This is a genomic window from Halobacillus sp. SY10 (assembly GCF_045401165.1).
Lineage (GTDB): Bacteria > Bacillota > Bacilli > Bacillales > Halobacillaceae > Halobacillus > Halobacillus aidingensis.
Map to the genome: position 1 here is coordinate 3,891,432 of NZ_CP174345.1, position 18,649 is coordinate 3,910,080.

Sequence of the window (18,649 nt, forward strand, 5' to 3'; positions counted from 1 at the left end):
TCTAACCCTCCAACTTCTTCATTATCTGTCTATTATTTCATATCCTGGTCTTGTTTCCTAGAACGAACGTCTTCATGATTTATCTTTGAACATTTCAATTGCTCGTTCTCTCATCGTTTTATGGTCGACGATCGGTTCTGGATAGTCTTCTCCGATGATACATCCCGCTTCCTGCTGCTCTTCTTCTGTCATTTTAGATGGTTCATGTATGTGTTTCTTTTTCACGTTTTCAAGTTCAGGAAGCCATTCTTTTATAAAACGACCATGGGGGTCGAAACGCTCGGACTGCCGCGTCGGGTTGAAAACCCGGAAGTACGGGACAGGATCGGTGCCCGTAGAGGCAGCCCATTGCCATCCCCCAATATTTGAAGCGGGATCATAATCCACGAGCCGTTCTGAAAAGTATCGTTCCCCTTCCCGCCAATCCATAAGCAGGTCTTTCGTTAAAAATGAAGCGACCGCCATGCGCAGGCGATTATGCATCCATCCTGTTTCGTTCAATTGACGCATGGCTGCATCGATAAGCGGAAATCCTGTCTGACCCTCTTTCCATTTTTCAAGCAATTCATCATCATTGTTCCACGGAATCCCTCTGTATTTTTCCACCATTTCTGTAGAATTAGCATCAGGAAAGTAATGGTAAATCATGTTGTAAAAATCCCGCCAGGCAAGCTCCGAGATGTACGTATCCACCCCGGACGTGTTTTTCCTAAAATCGACTTCCTCTTCTATTTTGTGATAGATGGTTCTGATGGATATCGCCCCTGTACGTAGAAAACGAGACATCAGACTCGTCCCATCGATGGCAGGAAAATCTCTACGCTCATCATAGTCGTAAATGTCCTCATCCAGAAAATGTTCCAGTCGTTTTAACGCATCTTTCTCTCCGACGCGTTCATACGCTTCACCTGTTTTTTTGATCAAATCATCATATGCTTTCTGGCCATTAGAAAATGCCTCCCGCTCATCAATGGCTACAAGTGATAATTTATCGAGATCCACCCGTTGAATGGCCGGCATCTGAAGCTGCTTCCATTTTTTAAGATATGGGGAAAAAACTTTGTAGAACCCTCCATCGTTTTTCTTCACTTCATCGGCCCCGTGAAGATGATGATCGATGTAAGAATAGACTTCCACTTCATGATCACTTAAGTATTCGGTCATCGATTCATCGCGCTCTTTTCCAAATCCGACTTCATCTCTATTAAAATAAACCATCTCCACATTCAAATCGTCGATAAGATGGCGGAACGCTTCTTCCGTCTCTCCATGAATGAAATGGATAGGAGCCTTCAATTCCTCTGCCCTGTCTACGTGACTCTTTAAAGTTTGGAAAAAATAATCATGTCTCGATGTAAATGATTCATTCAATGATGGATGGATATGAAAAAACAGCACGATTTGATCGTCGTCTTTTGTATGTTCCAACGCTTTGGCTAAAGCGGTGTGGTCATTCAACCTTAAATCTCTCCTAAACCATACAGCTCTCCTTGTCATCTTTCCCCCTCCTTCATTCCTTACCCTTCCTTTTTACTTGTGGATATAAACTACCGATAACCACTTATCCACATGTGGACAATTTCCCGTGAAGTCTTATGCTCTTTTATCAGCGAAAGGCATCCTTAAATCGGATCCCCCTTCGCTCAAAAAAGAGCTGACCAGCATCCTGGTCAGCTCCTCCTCATTTATTCGAAGTTTTTGAGTAGGGTTGCCATTTCGATGGCTGCAGTAGCTGCTTCCCAGCCCTTGTTCCCTGCCTTCGTACCCGCGCGCTCAATCGCTTGCTCGATGGTGTCTGTCGTGATGACTCCGAAGATGACCGGAATGCCACTTTGTTGTGAGGCCTGCGATACACCTTTGGCCGCTTCATTACATACATAATCGAAGTGTGGGGTAGAGCCGCGAATCACCGCTCCAAGTGTAACGACAGCATCGTATTTTCCTGAGTTCGCCATTTTGCTCGCCACCAGTGGTATTTCGAAAGCTCCTGGTACATAAGCAACTTCAACGTCATTCAATTCAATACCATGACGCTTGAAAGCATCAACTGCCCCTTCATATAACTTTCCTGTAATGAAATCGTTGAAACGACCTACAACGATCCCAACTTTTAATCCTGTGCCTACGAGATTACCTTCTAGCGTTTTTACCATGTTTTATTCATCCCTTCTAGTAGTGAAATAAGTGTCCCATTTTCGATTGCTTTGTTTTTAAATATCTTTCATTTTCTTCTCTGGATTCCATTTGGATTGGAACGCGATCCACGACTTCCAATCCAAAACCTCCTAGACCGGAGATCTTTTTCGGATTGTTTGTGAGAAGACGAAGCTTTGTAATTCCGAGATCTTTGAGAATTTGTGCTCCTACTCCGTAATCTCTTAAATCAGGACCGAAGCCCAGCTTTTCATTCGCTTCTACCGTATCTAAACCTTCTTCCTGAAGTTTGTATGCTTGAAGTTTGTTCATGAGTCCGATGCCACGACCTTCCTGTCTCATATACAAAAGGACGCCGCTTCCGTTCTCAGAGATTTGTCTCAGCGCATTATGGAGCTGCGGACCACAGTCACATCGGTAAGAACCGAACACATCTCCTGTCAAACATTCAGAGTGGACACGGACAAGCATCGGTTCATCCGGGTTGATTTCCCCTTTGACCAGCGCGATATGATCTTTGAAATCAATATCGTTGGAAAAACCGATCGCACGGAAATCACCGTATTCGGTGGGCATTTTCACTTCCACTTCGCGTTTGACATGGTTCTCTTTTTTATGACGGTATTGGATAAGGTCTGCAATCGTGATCATTGGAAGATCAAACTCATCCGCCATTTTCCTAAGGTCAGGCACACGCGCCATCGTTCCATCGTCTTTGATGATTTCACAAATGACACCAGCCGGACGTGCTCCAGCAAGTTGAGCAAGATCTACAGACGCTTCTGTATGCCCTGCTCGACGCAGGACGCCGCCTTCTTTCGCAATTAAAGGAAAGATATGTCCAGGTTTCTGAAAGTCCGCAGCCGTCGTTTCCGGATTCAACATTTCCTTAATCGTCAATGCCCTTTCGTCTGCAGAGATCCCCGTCGTTGTATCCTTGTGATCGATACTTACGGTAAAGGCCGTCTGATTGGGATCCGAATTGTTATCGACCATAGGTACAAGTTCTAAGTCCTGTGCAAGGTCGTTCGTAATGGGAGCGCAGACAAGCCCTCGACCATGCTTGATCATGAAATTGATCATTTCAGCGGAAGCATACTCAGCAATCCCTATTAAATCTCCTTCATTTTCACGATCTTCGTCATCACATACAATGACGAGTTTCCCCTGTTTTAAATCTTCAATCGCTTTTTCAACTGAATCAAACATCATTTCACCCTCTTATGCAAAGCCGTTGTCGGAAAGAAACTGTTTGGACAATCTCGACTTCGGCTCTTCTTTATTTTGTCCGCTCAAAAAATGAGCTACGTATTTCCCGATCATGTCGCACTCAATATTGACACTGTCTCCAGGTCCTTTTGCGCCGAGCACCGTGTGCTCCATCGTATGAGGAATAAGTGAAATTGTCACTCTGGAGTCATCGACACCAAACACAGTCAGGGAAGTGCCGTCCACAGCGATGGAACCTTTATAAACGAAATATTGGATAAGTTCTTCAGGTAGTTCAATTTCATAATAAACGGCATTGGATTCAGGCTTTTTTGAAACGATTTTACCGGTTCCATCAATATGCCCGGATACTAAATGGCCACCGAACCGCCCGCCTGCAGCCATCGCCCGTTCTAAGTTCACCGGGTCCCCCTGCTGTAGTTCATGAATGTTCGTAGCTCTGTAAGTTTCAGGCATGACGTCAAAAGAGACGGTTTCTCCCGTAAAGTTTGTTACAGTCAAACACACGCCATTGACGGATATACTGTCGCCTAATTTGACATCTGTTAATATTTCTTTAGCTGAAAGGTTCACTTCGAGTGCTTCTGTTTTATTTTTCACTGACTTTAATGTTCCTATTTCTTCAACAATCCCAGTAAACATTAAGATTCTCCTTTTTTAACGGAAACAATTTTAATGTCATCCCCTATTTTTTCAATCGAGACGATTTCAAAGGAGCTTACATTCTTTAGCTGTTGTATTCCTTTTCCGCCCACAGGCGTCAAGGCTTCTTTTCCACCGATTAACTTAGGTGCCATATACGTCACGGTTTCATCGACTTTCCCCGCGCGTACGAACGCATCAGCAATCGTCGCTCCTCCTTCAACTAGCAAAGAAGTGACTTTTTGTTCTCCTAAATAACGGAGAACTTCTTCTATGGAAACTTGTTCACCATGAAGCGGGATGATGGTGACATGTTGATAGTTTTCAAAGGTATCCATAGCTTCTTTCTTCACATGATCCCCTACGAAGATCCATGTTGGTGCCGAGTCGTCCTGGATCAATTGAGAGGAAGGCGGCATTCTGAGATGGGTATCAAGCACGACCCTTATCGGGTGGTGGCCTTCCCCCTCTATTCGTGTCGTCAATTTAGGGTTATCCATCAGCACCGTGTTGATTCCGACTAAGATCGCATCTGAGCGGTGTCTATAATGGTGACCATCCAGGCGTGCTTCTTCACCTGTAATCCACTGACTCTCACCTGTAGAGGTTGCAATTTTCCCATCAAGGCTCATAGCCGTCTTCAAACGGACATAGGGCTCTTTCTTTTGAATGAAGTAAAAAAAAGGAGTATTGAGCTCATCGGCTTCTTTTTTCAACACCTCTGTCTTCACCTCAAGACCATGCTCTCTCATCATTCGAATTCCTCTGCCGGATACTTTAGGATTGGGGTCATTCGATGCAACTACCACTCTTTTTATTCCAGCTTCGATGACAGCTTCTGCACATGGGGGGGTCTGCCCATGGTGACTGCACGGTTCGAGCGTGACATAAATCTCTGCACCCTTCGCCTTCTCTCCTGCCATACGAAGGGCATGGACTTCGGCATGAGGTTCGCCTGCCTTGACGTGAACGCCTACTCCCACGATCTGATTATGCTTAACAACAATGGCAGCGACGGAAGGATTCGGACTTGTCTGCCCAACCGTTTCCCGCGCCATGTCTATCGCAATTCTCATGTATCTTTGATCTCGATCCAAGACCTTCACCACCGTTTCCCTATGCTTAAGAAAAAATAAAAAAACCCTGAAGAAGACAGACTTCTCCAGGGTCGTTGAACGTAAATCGCATACACTTAAAAAAGGGTACACGTAATGCTCTAATTTTTGTACCTTTACGTTTCTACAACCTTCTCCCATCCAGACTTTAACTGTCGGCTTTGGAGTTTCACCAAATCAGGGAGAACCGTGCCTAACACTGATTCTCCGTCGCGGGCTAGGAGCAACATGCTCATTACCGCCGGCTGGGACTTTCACCCGACCCCGAAGGTTTTCAATATACGATTATCTCTTACATCCTAAATATATAGGAAATGACGGGAAAGTGCAATTCTAAGAACTCGTATCCTTTTCATTTTTCAACCCGATCCCTATTGTAAAAAATAATAAAATCGGATAAGATAGATTACATTGGGAAAACGTTTGCACAAAACTGTGCACAAACTCATATACAGCAATATTTTTGAGATAGCTTGTAATGGAATCAAGTTTTTATTTTTATACAAATGCGCAATCGGTTGCATCTGCCTGTAATAGGCATCTATAAACGTTACGAAATGAGGCGAATACTATGGAACGTGTATGGTGGAAGGAAGCGGTTGGATATCAAGTCTATCCTCGTAGTTTTCAAGATTCGAACGGTGACGGAATCGGTGATTTGCAAGGAATGATCGACAGACTTGATTATCTAAAAGAAATGGGCATTGATTTTATTTGGATCTGCCCGATGTACAAGTCTCCTAAAGACGATAATGGCTATGATATCTCCGATTACCAGGACATATTAGAGGAATTCGGGACGATGGAAGATTTCGACCGTTTGCTCCAGGAAGTACACAAACGTGACATGAAGCTGATCATAGACCTTGTTCTCAACCACACGAGTGATGAACACCCATGGTTTATTGAATCAAGAAGCTCTAAAGACGATCCGAAGCGTGACTGGTACATTTGGCGTGACGGGAAAAACGGTGGAGAGCCAAACAACTGGGAAAGTATCTTTGATGGTTCAGCCTGGCAGTACGATGAAAAAACAGATCAATATTATTTGCACGTGTTCTCCACAAAGCAGCCGGATTTGAACTGGGAAAATCCTGATGTTCGTGAAGCGTTATATGATACCGTCAACTGGTGGTTGGAAAAAGGAATTGATGGCTTTCGCATCGATGCCATCAGTCACATTAAGAAACGGCCGGACTTTCCGGATATGCCAAATCCGAAGAAAGAAAAGTACGTCTCCTCTTTCGATATGCACATGAACCAGGAAGGCATCCATGAATTTTTACAAGAGTTCAAAGACGAAACGTACAGCAATTATGACGTCATGACGGTCGGCGAAGCAAATGGTGTCAGTGCCGATGAGGCTGATCTTTGGGTCGGAGATAACGGGAAAATGGATATGATTTTCCAATTCGAACACTTGGATCTTTGGGATCAAGATGCAGAACAGCAGCTGGATATCCCAGGATTGAAAAAAGTCCTCACACGCTGGCAGAAAGCTTTGGAAGGGGACGGATGGAACGCTTTGTTCGTAGAAAACCACGATAAAGCCCGTGTTGTATCTACGTGGGGCGACGACGATGTCTACTGGCGCGAGAGTGCAACATCCATTGCAACGATGTATTTCTTCATGCAAGGAACACCCTATATCTATCAAGGACAGGAAATCGGCATGACAAATATGGCCTTCCCTTCTATTGAAGATTATGATGATGTCGCAGCGAAGAATTTGTACAAGGCGAAGAAAGAACAAGGCATGTCCCATGATGAGATCATGCAGATTCTTTGGAATACCTCCCGGGATAACAGTCGTACGCCTATGCAATGGAGCCGTGAAGAAAACGCTGGATTCACGAGCGGCACGCCATGGATGAAAATCAATCCGAACTACAAAGCAATCAACGTCGCAGACCAACAGGACGATCCCCATTCGATTCTGAATCATTATAAAGAGATGATTCGTCTGAAGAAGCAGCATGATCTGTTCACATATGGTACCTATGAGCTGATTCTTCCAGAGGATAAACAGATTTATGCTTATACGAGAACGCTTGGTGACAAAACCGCTTTAGTGATTACAAACTTGACGAAAAATGCAGCAGCATTCACATCCTCTTATACACTGAACTCGGAGGATTTAATCCTGTCAAACCTAATTGTTGATAAACATGTGGATGTAAAGAGTTTTACGCTTAAGCCTTTTGAAGCACGTGTTTACTTATTAAACCAATAAATCACATGTCTTCATCCGCTTGATGAGAACTAAAAAGGACGGCTACCTTGTGAGTGCCGTCCTTTTTGTCATGTAGTAATGCTTGTATCTGCTTCCATTTCAAGTTCAACGTTACCTTGAATGGCTTTTGAAATCATGCAGCTTTTTTCAGCTTTTTCAACGAGGCGGTTCAGTTTGGATAAATCTTTTTCATCCGCTTCCGCGTGCAGGACCACTCTCGGTCTGTGGATGATCTTTTGATAGGTGAAGACTCCATCGGTAACATCCACTATTCCTTCTGACTGCATGTCCATTTCTTTCAGAGGTAGTTCTGCCCTTTCAATCATAGCAGCGAGACTGATGATATAGCAGGTGGCCGCCGCTCCAAGGAGCATTTCATCTGGGTTCGTACCCACATCTGGACCATCCATCTCTTTCGGAATCGATATTTTCGTTTTCAGCTTACCTGATTCGATATGACCGACTTCATTCCTTCCGCCTGGCCAGTCGGCTTTTAAGTGAAAATGATGCAAAGCCATGGTGTCACTCTCCTTCTTTATTTTTCCATAGAAAGGAACTCATATTGTCCCCCATTCGTTGCTTGCATGAACGTGTGCTTCTTTTTGAAGCCTACACGCTCGTAAACAGCAATGGCACGTTTATTGAATGTAGCAACAGAAAGTGTAAAAGCACGCGCTTGATACCTCTCGGTCGCAAAGCAGAGACAAGATTGAACGAAACTTTCCCCTTGCCCTCTACCTGCTTCATCCGGGTGCATCCCTAACCCAAGGTCAACGGCGGGATGATTTTTCAAGTCCACCGTTAGGAAGCCGATCAACTCCCCATCCTTATGGGCACTATACGTATGTGGGCTCCGCTTCTCCGGATTTATGAATAGCTCCAAATCGTCTTCGTCAGCCGTCATGTCATAAAAATCATAGGGGGCAGGATATTTCCAGCCTGCCATTTCTTCTGCTTCCTGTTGGGTGGTGGGTGTCCATTGAATTTTCAAGATTCCTGCTCCCAATCTTTTTTGAAGCGGGACATTTTCACCTGCAGCTGCTCAATCATGTCCAAAACACGATTGAAATCTTCAATATCCACATCTTCTGCATCCATGCTGGACACGACTTGATTAAGCATTTGGATTCTATTTTTTATATAATGAAACTGTTGTGAAGGATGTTGAGCTGCCTTACCCATTTGTAAGCCCTCCTTTATTTTCCTCTTCTTTTATCTTAACTTGCTCATAAGGAAAGTAAAAGATTTTGCCCATAATAAAAGAGCTGTGGCGAAGGCCACAGCTCTTTTATTAAGCTTCTTCCACTTCTTTTTTATCGGATAAGAACCATCCAAGCACAGCAATGAGGACAAGGACAGAATAGAAAATGATTTTCCATAGAGCTGAATGAGCGAAATGCTCATCCAAAATTTGTATATTCGGGTGTGCGAGTGTAGATACAACCAATTTCACACCAACCCATCCTACGATCACAAAAGCTGCAACTTCCAGACCAGGACGAGCTTTCAATAGTTTCACAAAATATCCTGCGGCAAAACGCATGATAATAATTCCAATCATACCACCAGCAAGAATGACGGCAAATTGCCCGCCATCAAGACTTCCTACATTCGGTAAGTCTGTTTCAGGCAACGCGACAGCAAGAGCGACAGCAGCCAATATAGAATCCACGGCGAAAGCCAAGTCGGCAAGCTCTACTTTAAGGACAGTAGCCCAAAAGCCTTTACCTCGCTGATTTCCTGCATCTTCTTCCATTTCTTCTTCATAATCATCCCCTTTGGTCCGCCACCGATCAAAGAGGTGTTTTCCTGAAATGAAGAGTAAGTAGGCAGCCCCCAATGCTTGAACCTGCCATACGTCTACAAGGAAGGAAATGATGAACAGAGATCCGAATCTAAGTATAAATGCACCAGCTAAACCGTAAAATAACGCCTTTTTCCTTTTTTCTTCCGGCAGGTGTTTGACCATAATCGCTAGTACAAGAGCGTTGTCTGCGGCAAGAATCCCTTCCAAACCGACAAGCACGATCAAAACCCAACCGTATTCAATCAATAATTGAGCATCCAATTCTATTCTCTCCTTTTCCATAAAAAATGGTCCCCACCACTATGGTAAGGACCAAAAGAATAGACCTTTACCACAGTGGGTAAAGGTCTCGCTAACAACTTCCGTTGCCAATAAAGCCGGGGAATGTTTCCCGAAATGACGACTTTATTGTCCCAGCTACTCCCCTTTAGGAATGCTACATCTATCCTTCATCATAGCACGCAACGATGTTTTGTCAACGACTTTCCTGCCCACTTTATAGAATAATTTTAGTATGAGAACAGGAAGGTTTCCTTATGCAACATTGAACGGACGTTTGAGCTATTCGCGTCTTCTGTTACTTTTCTGCCTTTTCTTCGAATAATCGGGCAATCTCGACAATGACCTGCGTCGCTTTTTCCATACTTTCAAGCGAAATATATTCATACTTCCCGTGAAAATTTTCACCTCCAGTAAATAGGTTTGGAGTCGGTAAACCCATATAGGAGAGCTGCGACCCGTCTGTTCCTCCCCTGATCGGTTTCACAAGTGGCTCTACTTCTTTATTCAGCATGGCCGCATGGGCGATATCTACAATTTGTTTCACAGGTTCGATTTTATCCCCCATGTTGTAGTACTGATCTTCAATGGTGAGATTCACTCGTTTCATGCCATATTGTTCACGGATGGCTTCCGCTATTTGCTTCATCTTCTCTTTTTTCTGTTGGAACGCATCTTTGTCATGATCCCGAATCAAATAAGTCAATTCGGCTTTCTCTACGTCTCCCTGAATAGAGTGAAGATGGAAAAATCCTTCATATTCTTCTGTATACTCAGGAGCTTCTTGTTCAGGTAGTGATTCTTGAAAGGCCACCGCCAACTTGGCCGCATTCACCATTTTATTCTTAGCTGTACCCGGGTGAACGCTATGGCCGTGGAAGATCACCTTAGCTGTTGCCGCATTGAAGCTCTCATATTGGAGTTCACCAAGCGGGCCACCATCGACCGTATAAGCATAAGACGCACCAAAACGTTCCACGTCAAATTTATGTGGGCCTCTGCCGATCTCCTCATCTGGTGTGAAAGCAACCCGAATTTTCCCATGCTTAATATCCGGGTTCTGAATCAAATAATTCAGTGCGGTCATGATTTCCGTAATTCCCGCTTTGTTATCCGCACCCAGTAGTGTCGTACCATCTGTCGTAATCAAGGTCTGTCCTTTATATGTAGGAAGTTCAGGAAACTCTTCCGGTGACAACACAACATCCTTGTTCAATTCAATAGCGCCACCGTCATAATTCTCTACCACTTGCGGGTTCACACCTGTCCCTGTAAAGTCTGTAGCTGTATCGATGTGCGCAAGAAAACCGATCACAGGAACATTTTTGTCCGTATTGGCTGGAAGGGTCGCCATCACATAGGCGTTGTCGTCGACTATGACCTCTTCCATTCCAATCTCCTTCAGTTCATCCACCAATTTATTGGCAAGCTCCCATTGTTTTTCGGTAGAAGGAGTTGTCGGACTGTTTTCATCCGATTGCGTATCGATTTTCACGTAAGAAGTAAAACGTTCCAGTAATTCATTCTTCATTCAATTTCCTCCTCCAAATTCATGCTTCTTTTTTCAGTTTATTCTTACTAAGATTAAAAGTAAATGTATTGCTTCACCGGCAAACTTTGGTATTCTTAACATAGTGATTAAACTCTTATAAAAAGGTGTGTCCGCTTTTGATTCATAAACGTTGGTTCCAAGTCATTGTTACCGCCATTCTCCTCTCTCTGTTGGTTTTATTATTAAACCAAATCAAGTTCTTTTTTGAACCCATCCTGACTTATATCGCAGCCATCGCTGTTCCTCTCATTGGCGGGGGAATTCTTTTTTATATTTCTCGTCCGATGCTGCAGCTATTAGAAAAATACCGCGTCCCTCGTATACTGGGCATTCTGATCATTTTTCTTCTCTACATATTCATCGGATTTTTGATTACCCGGTTCATAGCTCCGATCGCCCAGGAGCAATTCACAAAACTTGTGGACAACATTCCCGATATGGCTGAAATGCTAAGTGAAACAGTTACGTACTGGCAGCAAAATCAGGATATTATTCCAAGTGAATTCAACAGCACTATTGATAGTGTAGTCAATAACTTAGAAACATACTTACAAGGAGCACCAACGGTCATTATCAACGTCGTCAGTCAGCTGATCGGTTTTGTCTTCGCCCTCGTGCTTATCCCTTTCTTCCTTTTCTTCATGTTGAAGGATGGAGATAAGCTTGTACCATTCATTAAACAGTTTTTAAATAATCGTGCTGCGAAAAGCTTCGAAAAGCTGGCACGTTCTGTAGACTATACGTTGAATGCCTTTATCTTGGGACAAATGACGGTAAGTATTGTCGTTGGTCTTCTGCTTTTAATCGGATACATGATTATTGGCTTGAAGTACGCCCTGACTCTGGCTTTGTTTGCCATGGTCATGAATGTCATTCCATTTGTCGGACCATTTTTAGCGGTCATTCCAGCCTTGCTCGTTGGTCTGTTTCAGGATCCGATCCTCGCTGTCTGGGTGGCCGTTATTACGATCATCGCGCAACAGCTGGAAGGAAACTTTGTCTCCCCGAACGTTATGGGGAAAGCACTCAGTATCCACCCACTGACTATCATCACATTGATTTTAGCAGCTGGAAGTCTCGCAGGATTTTTGGGATTATTGTTTGCCATACCGACCTATGCCGTACTGAAAGCCATCATCAGTCATTTTTACGAAGAATGGCTTGAGAGAAGAGAAACAACGAATCCAGAATAATATCAGCTGAAGCCCGCTATTTATAGTGGGTTTCATTTTTTGGAAAACAAGACGCACGCCACACGATATGAAAGCGAGGAAAAGAAATGCCACAACCGAAACTTTGGACATGGCCGTTCATATTTTTGATCTTAGCCAACCTATTCACATTCATGAGCTTTCAAATGCTTCTTCCAAACCTGCCTCCCTATATTGAATCCATTGGAGGCTCGAGTTTACAAGTAGGACTGATTACGACGACGTTTGCCTTTGCCGCCATCATCATCAGACCTTTCATCGGCCACTTGTTAATGACGCGGCCACGTAAAATCCTGGTGTTGATCGGAGCCATCTCCCTACTCGTGATGACCGCCCTTTACCCGATTACCCAAGTGGTTGTCATTCTTTTGATCATTCGTTTCATCCACGGAATTGCATGGGGATGGTCGACAACGGTTAACGGGACCGCCGCTGTCGATCTCGTTCCAAGAAGACGCGTAGGAGAAGGCATGGGGTATTTCGGCCTTTCCGTAACGGTCGGGATGATTATGGCTCCGAGCCTGGGCATCTACCTTTACCAGAATTATTCCTTTGATTTACTTGTGGGGATTGCTGTTGCTTTAGGTATGATCGCCATTCTGCTCTTCTCCATTACCAGCTTTGTAACACCTGAGCAGGTATATAAGAACCAAGAAGCTCCTCCACGCTTTTCTTTTACTGGTTCTCTCATTGAAAAAAGAAGCTGGTATCCGGCACTCGTTACAATTTTGAATACCTTCGGCTACGGCTCTGTCGTTACCTATATCGTCATTTTCGGGAATGAACAAGGGCTTTCCGGGACGTTTCTTTTCTACTTCTTTAATGCTGTATTTGCGACCATAACGAGACCGATCACAGGCCGCTACTTTGATAAAAACGGTCCGTGGAAATTGATCATGATTTGCTCTGTTCTTTCGTTTAGTGCGATGTGGGTGCTTGCTCTAGCAAGTTCAAACGTCCACTTGGTCATTGCAGGGGCGATATTCGGAATTGGGTTTGGGTCCATGATGCCCGCTCTTCAAGCATGGGTCATCTCCAAAACGACGACAGAGCGAAGCGGGATTGCTAACGGGATGTATTATTCATCGATTGACCTCGGAATTGGATCAAGTGCATTTATTCTTGGGTTTATTTATCAGTTCGTCGAAACGGCGACGTTATTCAAACTTTCCAGCTTCCTTTTCCTTCTCGTCCTACTGCTCACGATTTTGGACTACAGAAAACAAACCGAACCATGGGTAGCTCCCGAATAAGATTTTTAACCGCTGTTTATTGAACAATATGGCAGGATTGTTGAAGACTCGGTTTCAAGATGTTCTTGGGGTTCGTTTACGGTGTTGAGTGTTAGGGGTGTTTGGGAAGCAGCTCGCTTTCCTGCGGGGATGACGGCAAGCCTCCTCGTGCTTCGCGGTAGTGTCAAGAAGTCTGTGTAAATCGAATTGGGGCTCCTTTGTTAATCATTAAATTTACTTGTTAGCTGAGGGGCCGTACTTTTCCTCAAACATTTCATCCAACTCCCCGGAAACAGAGACGAATTCTGTTATCCCTCTTTGACTCCATTTTTCATTGAAGTCCCTGGCCACGAGGTAAACAATTTTCTCTAGGGCTCTTTCACTTGGTAAACTGTTCATTTTATGAGTACGCTTTTTCACTTCTTTGATGGTTCTTTCAATCGTGTTTGTAGTATAGATCATTCTTCGAATAAGGCGGGGATAGCCCATAAAAGTGAGTAAGACACCTAGGTCTTCTTCCCAACTTTTAATTACTTTGGGATACTTCTTCCCCCATTTTTGTTTAAAGGAATGGAAATGTTCATGCGCTTCATCTTTCGTATCCGATTTATAAACGTCCTTTAAGTCTTTGGTGAGCTCTTTTTTATCTGTTGAGCGGACAGAGTGAAGAGTGTTACGGATCTTATGGACCACACAGCGTTGAACATCAGCTTTAGGATAGATTTCCTTCATAGCTTCTTCCAGACCAGGAAGGCCGTCAAACACACCTAATAAGACTTCTTCGATCCCTCGGTTATAGAGATCAAGAAGAACTTCCCGCCAGCCATTGGAACTTTCTTTTCCACCTACCCGAAAGCTTATGATTTCTTTGATTCCGGTCTCTGTAATGCCGACCACCACATACACAACTTCACTTTCTACGTCACCTCTCCTGAGCTTAACGTAAGTCCCATCCAAGTAAAGGACGGAATACCGCTTTTCAAGAGGGCGCTGATGCCACTTCTCCATTTCCTCGATGACAACTTCTGTGATATTACTAATCGTGGCAGCTGAATAGGAGTTACCGAGTATTCTTTCGATAAACCTGCCGATTTCCCGAGTACTTGTTCCTTTACTGTACATCTCAATAATGGTTTCCCCTAACCATTTTTCACGCCTTTGGTAGGGATCGAAGAGTTGTGTTCTGAACGCCCCATTACGATCACGAGGCACGGAAAGATCATCAATTCTTCCATATCTCGTATCCAATATACGTTCATAGGAGCCGTTTTTACTGTTCTTCAACTCAGGGTGTTCGACTTCAAAGAAATTTTTCATCTCTTCTCTCATCAACACTTCCGCTTGAGCCTTAATCATTTCTTTTAACATCGGTTCTAATTGCTTTATGAATGCTTCGTAGTCTATACTTATAGACATAGGTAGGGCACATCCTTTCAATGTTTTTTGTGGTGATTAACATTAAGGATACCCTACCTTGTTTTTTTATGCCTAAAACTTGTTTACACAGACTATTGTACGTCATCTGCTTCGCACTGTGGGGTCTCGCCAGTCAATCCATTCCCGCGGGAATCTCGCAGCTTCCCAGCCACCCCATTCGATAAGTGTGAAAAACGAACCCACTTTGCGCAGGATGAGTGTCTTCCATCATCCCAGTTCTGGATTGATAAAGCGCTCTGTAGCAGCCTTCCATGGAAAGTGTACACTCTTTAGAATCTACACGCTACTATTGGAAGCTCCGCTATTTGTTGAAGTGGTTTCGAGATCCTTATATGGCAAAGGGGCGGAGGGGAATGGCGAGACTCCTGCGGGAAAAAAGTGCATGGTGAGACCCCACAGGACGCAGTCCGAGGAGGCTCACCGCGCTCCCGCGGAAAGCGAGCTATTCCCCTCCGCCCCCATCCACTTAACAAAAGTCTCGAAACTGAGTCTTCAACTAAAGGGAGCTATAGTTGAAGAGTATGTAAAAAAAGAAGTCCAAAGCTCATAGCTTTGGACTTCTTTTTGTCATCAATTATTGACCGGAAGAATCGATTTCTTCTAGAAGCTTATCAAGGATTTCTCCGTTTACTGTAGAGACTTCCTCACGGTAGAAGTCACGCACTGGTGCCGCCTTCTCTCTAAATGCATTACGCTGCTCTTCATTCAACTCGATAATTTCTGTTGGGTTTTCTGTGTCATTTTTAATGACTTCAAGGTATTCTTCGTTCTGTTTCTTCTGTTCTTCGAATACCCAGTCCTGCATTTCCTCTACAGTTTCATCAATTGTTGATTGCATGTCTTCATCAAGACCATTATACCAATCTGTGTTCACTGTCGTCATCGCCACGTAGTTGTTGTGGTTTGAAATCGTCATATAATCCTGTACTTCATGGAAAGAAGCGTCTCCGATAAAGAAAATCGGGTTCTCTTGGCCTTCTACTGTTCCTTGATCAAGTCCTGTGTAAAGCTCTCCCCAGCTCATAGACTGTGGATCTGCTCCATAAGCCTTATAAGATTCAAGAATCAATGGAGAAGTTTGTGTACGCATTTTCAACCCTTCAAAGTCTGCAGGCTCAGAGATTGCCCGACTGGATGTCCACTGCATAGCACCCTCTGTCCAATAAGATAAAGGTGAGATACTGTGTTCTTCATACAACTCACGTAAATCGGTATTCAAAGCTTCACTATCATTCAAAATCTGTTGTGTAGTTTCTACGCTATCCGGGAAAAGGAAGTGAAGGGCAAACAACTGTCCTTCTTTAACCATGTTCCCAGTAAAGCCCGGTGACATGACAGCCATTTCAACTGTACCACTTTGCAGCTGCTCCACCTGGTCAGTTTCGCTTCCAAGGCCACCAAATTCATATACATCAATATTTACGGCGCCGTCTGTTTTTTCATTCATACGTTTGGCAAATTCTTCAGCATATTCGTATTGAACCTGCCCGTCAATTTCTTCTGTTACAAATTTCCAATTATATGTTTCTCCTCCATCTCCACTTGCGCTTCCATCACCTTCACCATTTCCGCCACAAGCAGCTAACACCATGCCCAAAACCACTAACGTCATTAATGCTAAAAGATTCTTTTTCTTAAAGATAAAAATGACCTCCCCTAATTTTTGTATATTTGCTCTCACTCTATCCCTTACAAAAGAATAAGTGAAAGTTCTTCAAAGAATATTAACAAAGCAGATATCACAAACATCATCAGGATATACGGCGGTGTCCCTTTAATTACCTGTAAATACGGTTTATTAAATACCGCACTTGCTGTAAATATATCAACTCCAAATGGTGGAGTGGCTGACCCTAATGCTGCTTGGAATGTAATGACAACTCCTAAATGTATAGGATCCACTCCTGCGCTCATTGCGGCAGGATAGAAAATAGGAGTCAGAATAAGAATGACGACAATTGGATCGACGAACATACAGCCGATAAAGAAGAAAATCGTCACCATCAACAGGACATAGATGGCGCTTGGATCAGAACCAAGCACGGATTCCGTAATCATTTGCGGAATCCTGGCAAAGGAAATCACCCATGTAAAGGCCTGCCCTCCTGCCACCAAGACAAAGACCGCTGATGTAACAAGTCCTGTTGATTTAGCGACTTTAGGTATGTCCTTGATATGTACGGAACGATAGATCAGCACTTCCAGAATAAAGGCATAAAGCACTGATACACCAGCTGCCTCAGTTGGACTGAAAAGACCCGTATAGATTCCTCCGATAATTAATACAGGGAATCCTAAAGGCAGAAGCGCTTTCTTTGTCATCTGTAAACGCTCACTCCAGCTCGCCTTATTTGCAAGTGGAATATTGGCTGCCTTTGCATAAATAACACTGTAAATAGCAAAACAAAGGAAGACAAGTACCCCTGGGATAATACCTGCTATGAATAAATCACCCACGGATGTACCGGAAACAAGACCATAAATGATCATTCCGATACTAGGTGGTACAAGTAAAGCCACATCACTAGAGTTAATGATCAAGGCCATGGCAGAGGAATCTTTGTACCCAACCTTCAACAACCTTTGCCGCATGGGCTTACCGATGGCTACAACAGTCGCCTGCGTAGAACCCGATATAGCTCCGAATAATGTACAGGCAGCAGCTGTCGTTACCGCATACCCCCCTCGGATATGTCCGATAAATGAACCTATAAAATCTAATAATCGATTCGATGTTTTTCCAGTGGTCATAATATCAGCTGCAAATATGAAAAGTGGTACAGCTAACAGTACATACGCTTCAATTCCAGTAGAAAATTGCTGCATGAGTATCATGGGATCCAATGTAGGAAAATAAATGAACATGATGACTAATGGGGCAACCATTAGCGGAATCATCATTGGGAAGTTCAAAAAGAGAAGAACCACCATGATTATAAGCATAGTCGCTATCATATCGTTACCCTTTCTGGACTTGGATTTTTTGTTACAAGTGTGTTCCTTCTAATTCTTCTGTTGTGTCCTGATCATTGTAATCTTTCGCATCCGTTCCCAAATACACATCCTCCCGGTTACGAATATTGACCCACATGTTTCTTAAGAACTGAATTCCTCCCAGCAAAAAGCCTATGGGAATGAAGATGTACAAATAAAAAGCAGGCATTTGAAGTGCAGAAGTCACCCTGCCCGATTCTCGTACATCCATTACGTATAACCAAGAATAGTAACTAAGAACGAACAAGACGATAGCCGTTACAAATGGAATAAAAATAGCTAATACTTTTCTTGCCTTAAAAGGAGCCAAGTCATAAAATGCCGACATACTGATGTGGCGTCCTTTTCTGGCTGCATAGCTAATTCCCATGAATGTAGCAATGACGACAGCAATTTGACTAACTTCATCAGCAAATGGCAGCGAATAACCGAAGGTCTCCCTTATAATCGCTTTCCCGACTACCATCAATGCAATGATAATGACCGCATAACTTAATATGAATTCTTCGATCTTCAGAATGATTTTGTCTACTACCTTTAATACATTCAACTATGTAATCCTCCTAAATGATTGGTGTGGTAGTTTTTAGGTCAATTACTAAACATAATACCGAAATTGTTCCCTTTCACTCAAATCAGTTTAAACAGAATTTTTCGTTTATTTTATGTATATTTCACATTGTAAGGAACTTGTAATTGTTGGATGCTTATATGTTCCACATAGCTCAACATAGATGCTGAATGCTCCAATTTCACTATTACC

17 protein-coding genes and 1 riboswitch are annotated in these 18,649 nt (G+C 43.4%); of the genes, 3 read left to right on the forward strand and 14 right to left on the reverse strand.

The annotated features are described in order from the left end of the window. Positions 1 to 72: 72 nt before the first annotated feature. From ACJA3J_RS19665 to ribD, 5 genes are all read right to left on the reverse strand, one after another. Positions 73 to 1,497 (reverse strand): cryptochrome/photolyase family protein, encoded by a 1,425-nt coding sequence (locus tag ACJA3J_RS19665; protein WP_406945066.1) that lies wholly within the window; start codon positions 1,495 to 1,497, stop codon positions 73 to 75. A gap of 188 nt (positions 1,498 to 1,685) precedes the next feature. Then, positions 1,686 to 2,153, reverse strand: coding sequence for a 6,7-dimethyl-8-ribityllumazine synthase (ribE, locus tag ACJA3J_RS19670; protein ID WP_089653596.1), 468 nt, complete (start codon positions 2,151 to 2,153; stop codon positions 1,686 to 1,688). A gap of 16 nt (positions 2,154 to 2,169) precedes the next feature. Beyond that, the gene (locus tag ACJA3J_RS19675) at positions 2,170 to 3,363 is read right to left on the reverse strand and encodes a bifunctional 3,4-dihydroxy-2-butanone-4-phosphate synthase/GTP cyclohydrolase II (RefSeq protein ID WP_089653599.1); all 1,194 of its coding nucleotides are present in this window, start codon (positions 3,361 to 3,363) and stop codon (positions 2,170 to 2,172) included. Between the two features lie 12 nt (positions 3,364 to 3,375). Next, positions 3,376 to 4,026, reverse strand: coding sequence for a riboflavin synthase (gene ribE, locus ACJA3J_RS19680; RefSeq protein WP_089653602.1), 651 nt, complete (start codon positions 4,024 to 4,026; stop codon positions 3,376 to 3,378). Then, on the reverse strand, positions 4,026 to 5,102 hold the full coding sequence (ribD, locus tag ACJA3J_RS19685; RefSeq protein WP_406946335.1) for a bifunctional diaminohydroxyphosphoribosylaminopyrimidine deaminase/5-amino-6-(5-phosphoribosylamino)uracil reductase RibD: 1,077 nt from the start codon (positions 5,100 to 5,102) through the stop codon (positions 4,026 to 4,028). The genes ribE (ACJA3J_RS19680) and ribD overlap by 1 nt, the downstream gene beginning before the upstream one ends. A gap of 164 nt (positions 5,103 to 5,266) precedes the next feature. Continuing rightward, positions 5,267 to 5,417, reverse strand: a riboswitch (FMN riboswitch). 295 nt (positions 5,418 to 5,712) lie between these two features. On the opposite strand from ribD, the gene ACJA3J_RS19690 reads away from it, so the two are divergent. Further along, the gene (locus ACJA3J_RS19690; protein WP_406945067.1) at positions 5,713 to 7,374 is read left to right on the forward strand and encodes a glycoside hydrolase family 13 protein; all 1,662 of its coding nucleotides are present in this window, start codon (positions 5,713 to 5,715) and stop codon (positions 7,372 to 7,374) included. A 68-nt stretch (positions 7,375 to 7,442) separates the two neighbouring features. On the opposite strand, the gene ACJA3J_RS19695 is transcribed toward ACJA3J_RS19690, so the two are convergent. The 5 genes from ACJA3J_RS19695 to pepT all read right to left on the reverse strand — a co-directional run bounded on the left by ACJA3J_RS19695 (position 7,443) and on the right by pepT (position 10,991). Next, the gene (locus ACJA3J_RS19695; protein ID WP_089653608.1) at positions 7,443 to 7,892 is read right to left on the reverse strand and encodes an OsmC family protein; all 450 of its coding nucleotides are present in this window, start codon (positions 7,890 to 7,892) and stop codon (positions 7,443 to 7,445) included. 17 nt (positions 7,893 to 7,909) lie between these two features. Continuing rightward, positions 7,910 to 8,365, reverse strand: coding sequence for a GNAT family N-acetyltransferase (locus ACJA3J_RS19700; RefSeq protein ID WP_115894866.1), 456 nt, complete (start codon positions 8,363 to 8,365; stop codon positions 7,910 to 7,912). Beyond that, a complete protein-coding gene (locus ACJA3J_RS19705) occupies positions 8,362 to 8,556 on the reverse strand; it encodes an SE1561 family protein (RefSeq protein ID WP_089653614.1) in 195 nt (64 codons plus the stop codon). Before ACJA3J_RS19705 ends, ACJA3J_RS19700 begins: the two co-directional genes overlap by 4 nt. Positions 8,557 to 8,665: 109 nt before the next feature. Next, positions 8,666 to 9,442 carry a TerC family protein gene (locus ACJA3J_RS19710; RefSeq protein ID WP_406945068.1) on the reverse strand — a complete coding sequence of 259 codons (777 nt, stop codon included), beginning with the start codon at positions 9,440 to 9,442 and terminating at the stop codon, positions 8,666 to 8,668. 316 nt (positions 9,443 to 9,758) lie between these two features. Continuing rightward, on the reverse strand, positions 9,759 to 10,991 hold the full coding sequence (gene pepT, locus ACJA3J_RS19715) for a peptidase T (protein ID WP_406945069.1): 1,233 nt from the start codon (positions 10,989 to 10,991) through the stop codon (positions 9,759 to 9,761). A gap of 137 nt (positions 10,992 to 11,128) precedes the next feature. On the opposite strand from pepT, the gene ACJA3J_RS19720 reads away from it, so the two are divergent. Both ACJA3J_RS19720 and ACJA3J_RS19725 read left to right on the forward strand, forming a co-directional pair. After that, on the forward strand, positions 11,129 to 12,205 hold the full coding sequence (locus ACJA3J_RS19720) for an AI-2E family transporter (protein WP_406945070.1): 1,077 nt from the start codon (positions 11,129 to 11,131) through the stop codon (positions 12,203 to 12,205). Between the two features lie 86 nt (positions 12,206 to 12,291). After that, entirely contained in the window at positions 12,292 to 13,476 is a 1,185-nt protein-coding gene (locus ACJA3J_RS19725) for an MFS transporter (protein ID WP_089653626.1), read from the forward strand. A 213-nt stretch (positions 13,477 to 13,689) separates the two neighbouring features. On the opposite strand, the gene ACJA3J_RS19730 is transcribed toward ACJA3J_RS19725, so the two are convergent. The 4 genes from ACJA3J_RS19730 to ACJA3J_RS19745 form a co-directional block, all read right to left on the reverse strand. Beyond that, entirely contained in the window at positions 13,690 to 14,871 is a 1,182-nt protein-coding gene (locus ACJA3J_RS19730; RefSeq protein WP_406945071.1) for an IS256 family transposase, read from the reverse strand. A 595-nt stretch (positions 14,872 to 15,466) separates the two neighbouring features. Continuing rightward, positions 15,467 to 16,504, reverse strand: coding sequence for a DctP family TRAP transporter solute-binding subunit (locus ACJA3J_RS19735; RefSeq protein WP_406946336.1), 1,038 nt, complete (start codon positions 16,502 to 16,504; stop codon positions 15,467 to 15,469). Between the two features lie 77 nt (positions 16,505 to 16,581). After that, the gene (locus ACJA3J_RS19740; RefSeq protein WP_406945072.1) at positions 16,582 to 17,847 is read right to left on the reverse strand and encodes a TRAP transporter large permease; all 1,266 of its coding nucleotides are present in this window, start codon (positions 17,845 to 17,847) and stop codon (positions 16,582 to 16,584) included. Between the two features lie 31 nt (positions 17,848 to 17,878). Further along, a complete protein-coding gene (locus ACJA3J_RS19745) occupies positions 17,879 to 18,436 on the reverse strand; it encodes a TRAP transporter small permease (RefSeq protein WP_115894800.1) in 558 nt (185 codons plus the stop codon). Between the last annotated feature and the right edge of the window lie 213 nt (positions 18,437 to 18,649).

Excerpts from the sequence above, each read along its gene's own strand:
- ACJA3J_RS19665 (WP_406945066.1), bottom strand. The coding sequence starts at position 1,497 with ATGACAAGGAGAGCTGTATGGTTTAGGAGAGATTTAAGGTTGAATGAC.
- ribE (WP_089653596.1), bottom strand. The coding sequence starts at position 2,153 with ATGGTAAAAACGCTAGAAGGTAATCTCGTAGGCACAGGATTAAAAGTT.
- ACJA3J_RS19675 (WP_089653599.1), bottom strand. The coding sequence starts at position 3,363 with ATGTTTGATTCAGTTGAAAAAGCGATTGAAGATTTAAAACAGGGGAAA.
- ribE (WP_089653602.1), bottom strand. The coding sequence starts at position 4,026 with ATGTTTACTGGGATTGTTGAAGAAATAGGAACATTAAAGTCAGTGAAA.
- ribD (WP_406946335.1), bottom strand. The coding sequence starts at position 5,102 with ATGAGAATTGCGATAGACATGGCGCGGGAAACGGTTGGGCAGACAAGT.
- ACJA3J_RS19690 (WP_406945067.1), top strand. The coding sequence starts at position 5,713 with ATGGAACGTGTATGGTGGAAGGAAGCGGTTGGATATCAAGTCTATCCT.
- ACJA3J_RS19695 (WP_089653608.1), bottom strand. The coding sequence starts at position 7,892 with ATGGCTTTGCATCATTTTCACTTAAAAGCCGACTGGCCAGGCGGAAGG.
- ACJA3J_RS19705 (WP_089653614.1), bottom strand. The coding sequence starts at position 8,556 with ATGGGTAAGGCAGCTCAACATCCTTCACAACAGTTTCATTATATAAAA.
- pepT (WP_406945069.1), bottom strand. The coding sequence starts at position 10,991 with ATGAAGAATGAATTACTGGAACGTTTTACTTCTTACGTGAAAATCGAT.
- ACJA3J_RS19725 (WP_089653626.1), top strand. The coding sequence starts at position 12,292 with ATGCCACAACCGAAACTTTGGACATGGCCGTTCATATTTTTGATCTTA.
- ACJA3J_RS19730 (WP_406945071.1), bottom strand. The coding sequence starts at position 14,871 with ATGTCTATAAGTATAGACTACGAAGCATTCATAAAGCAATTAGAACCG.
- ACJA3J_RS19735 (WP_406946336.1), bottom strand. The coding sequence starts at position 16,504 with ATGACGTTAGTGGTTTTGGGCATGGTGTTAGCTGCTTGTGGCGGAAAT.
- ACJA3J_RS19740 (WP_406945072.1), bottom strand. The coding sequence starts at position 17,847 with ATGATAGCGACTATGCTTATAATCATGGTGGTTCTTCTCTTTTTGAAC.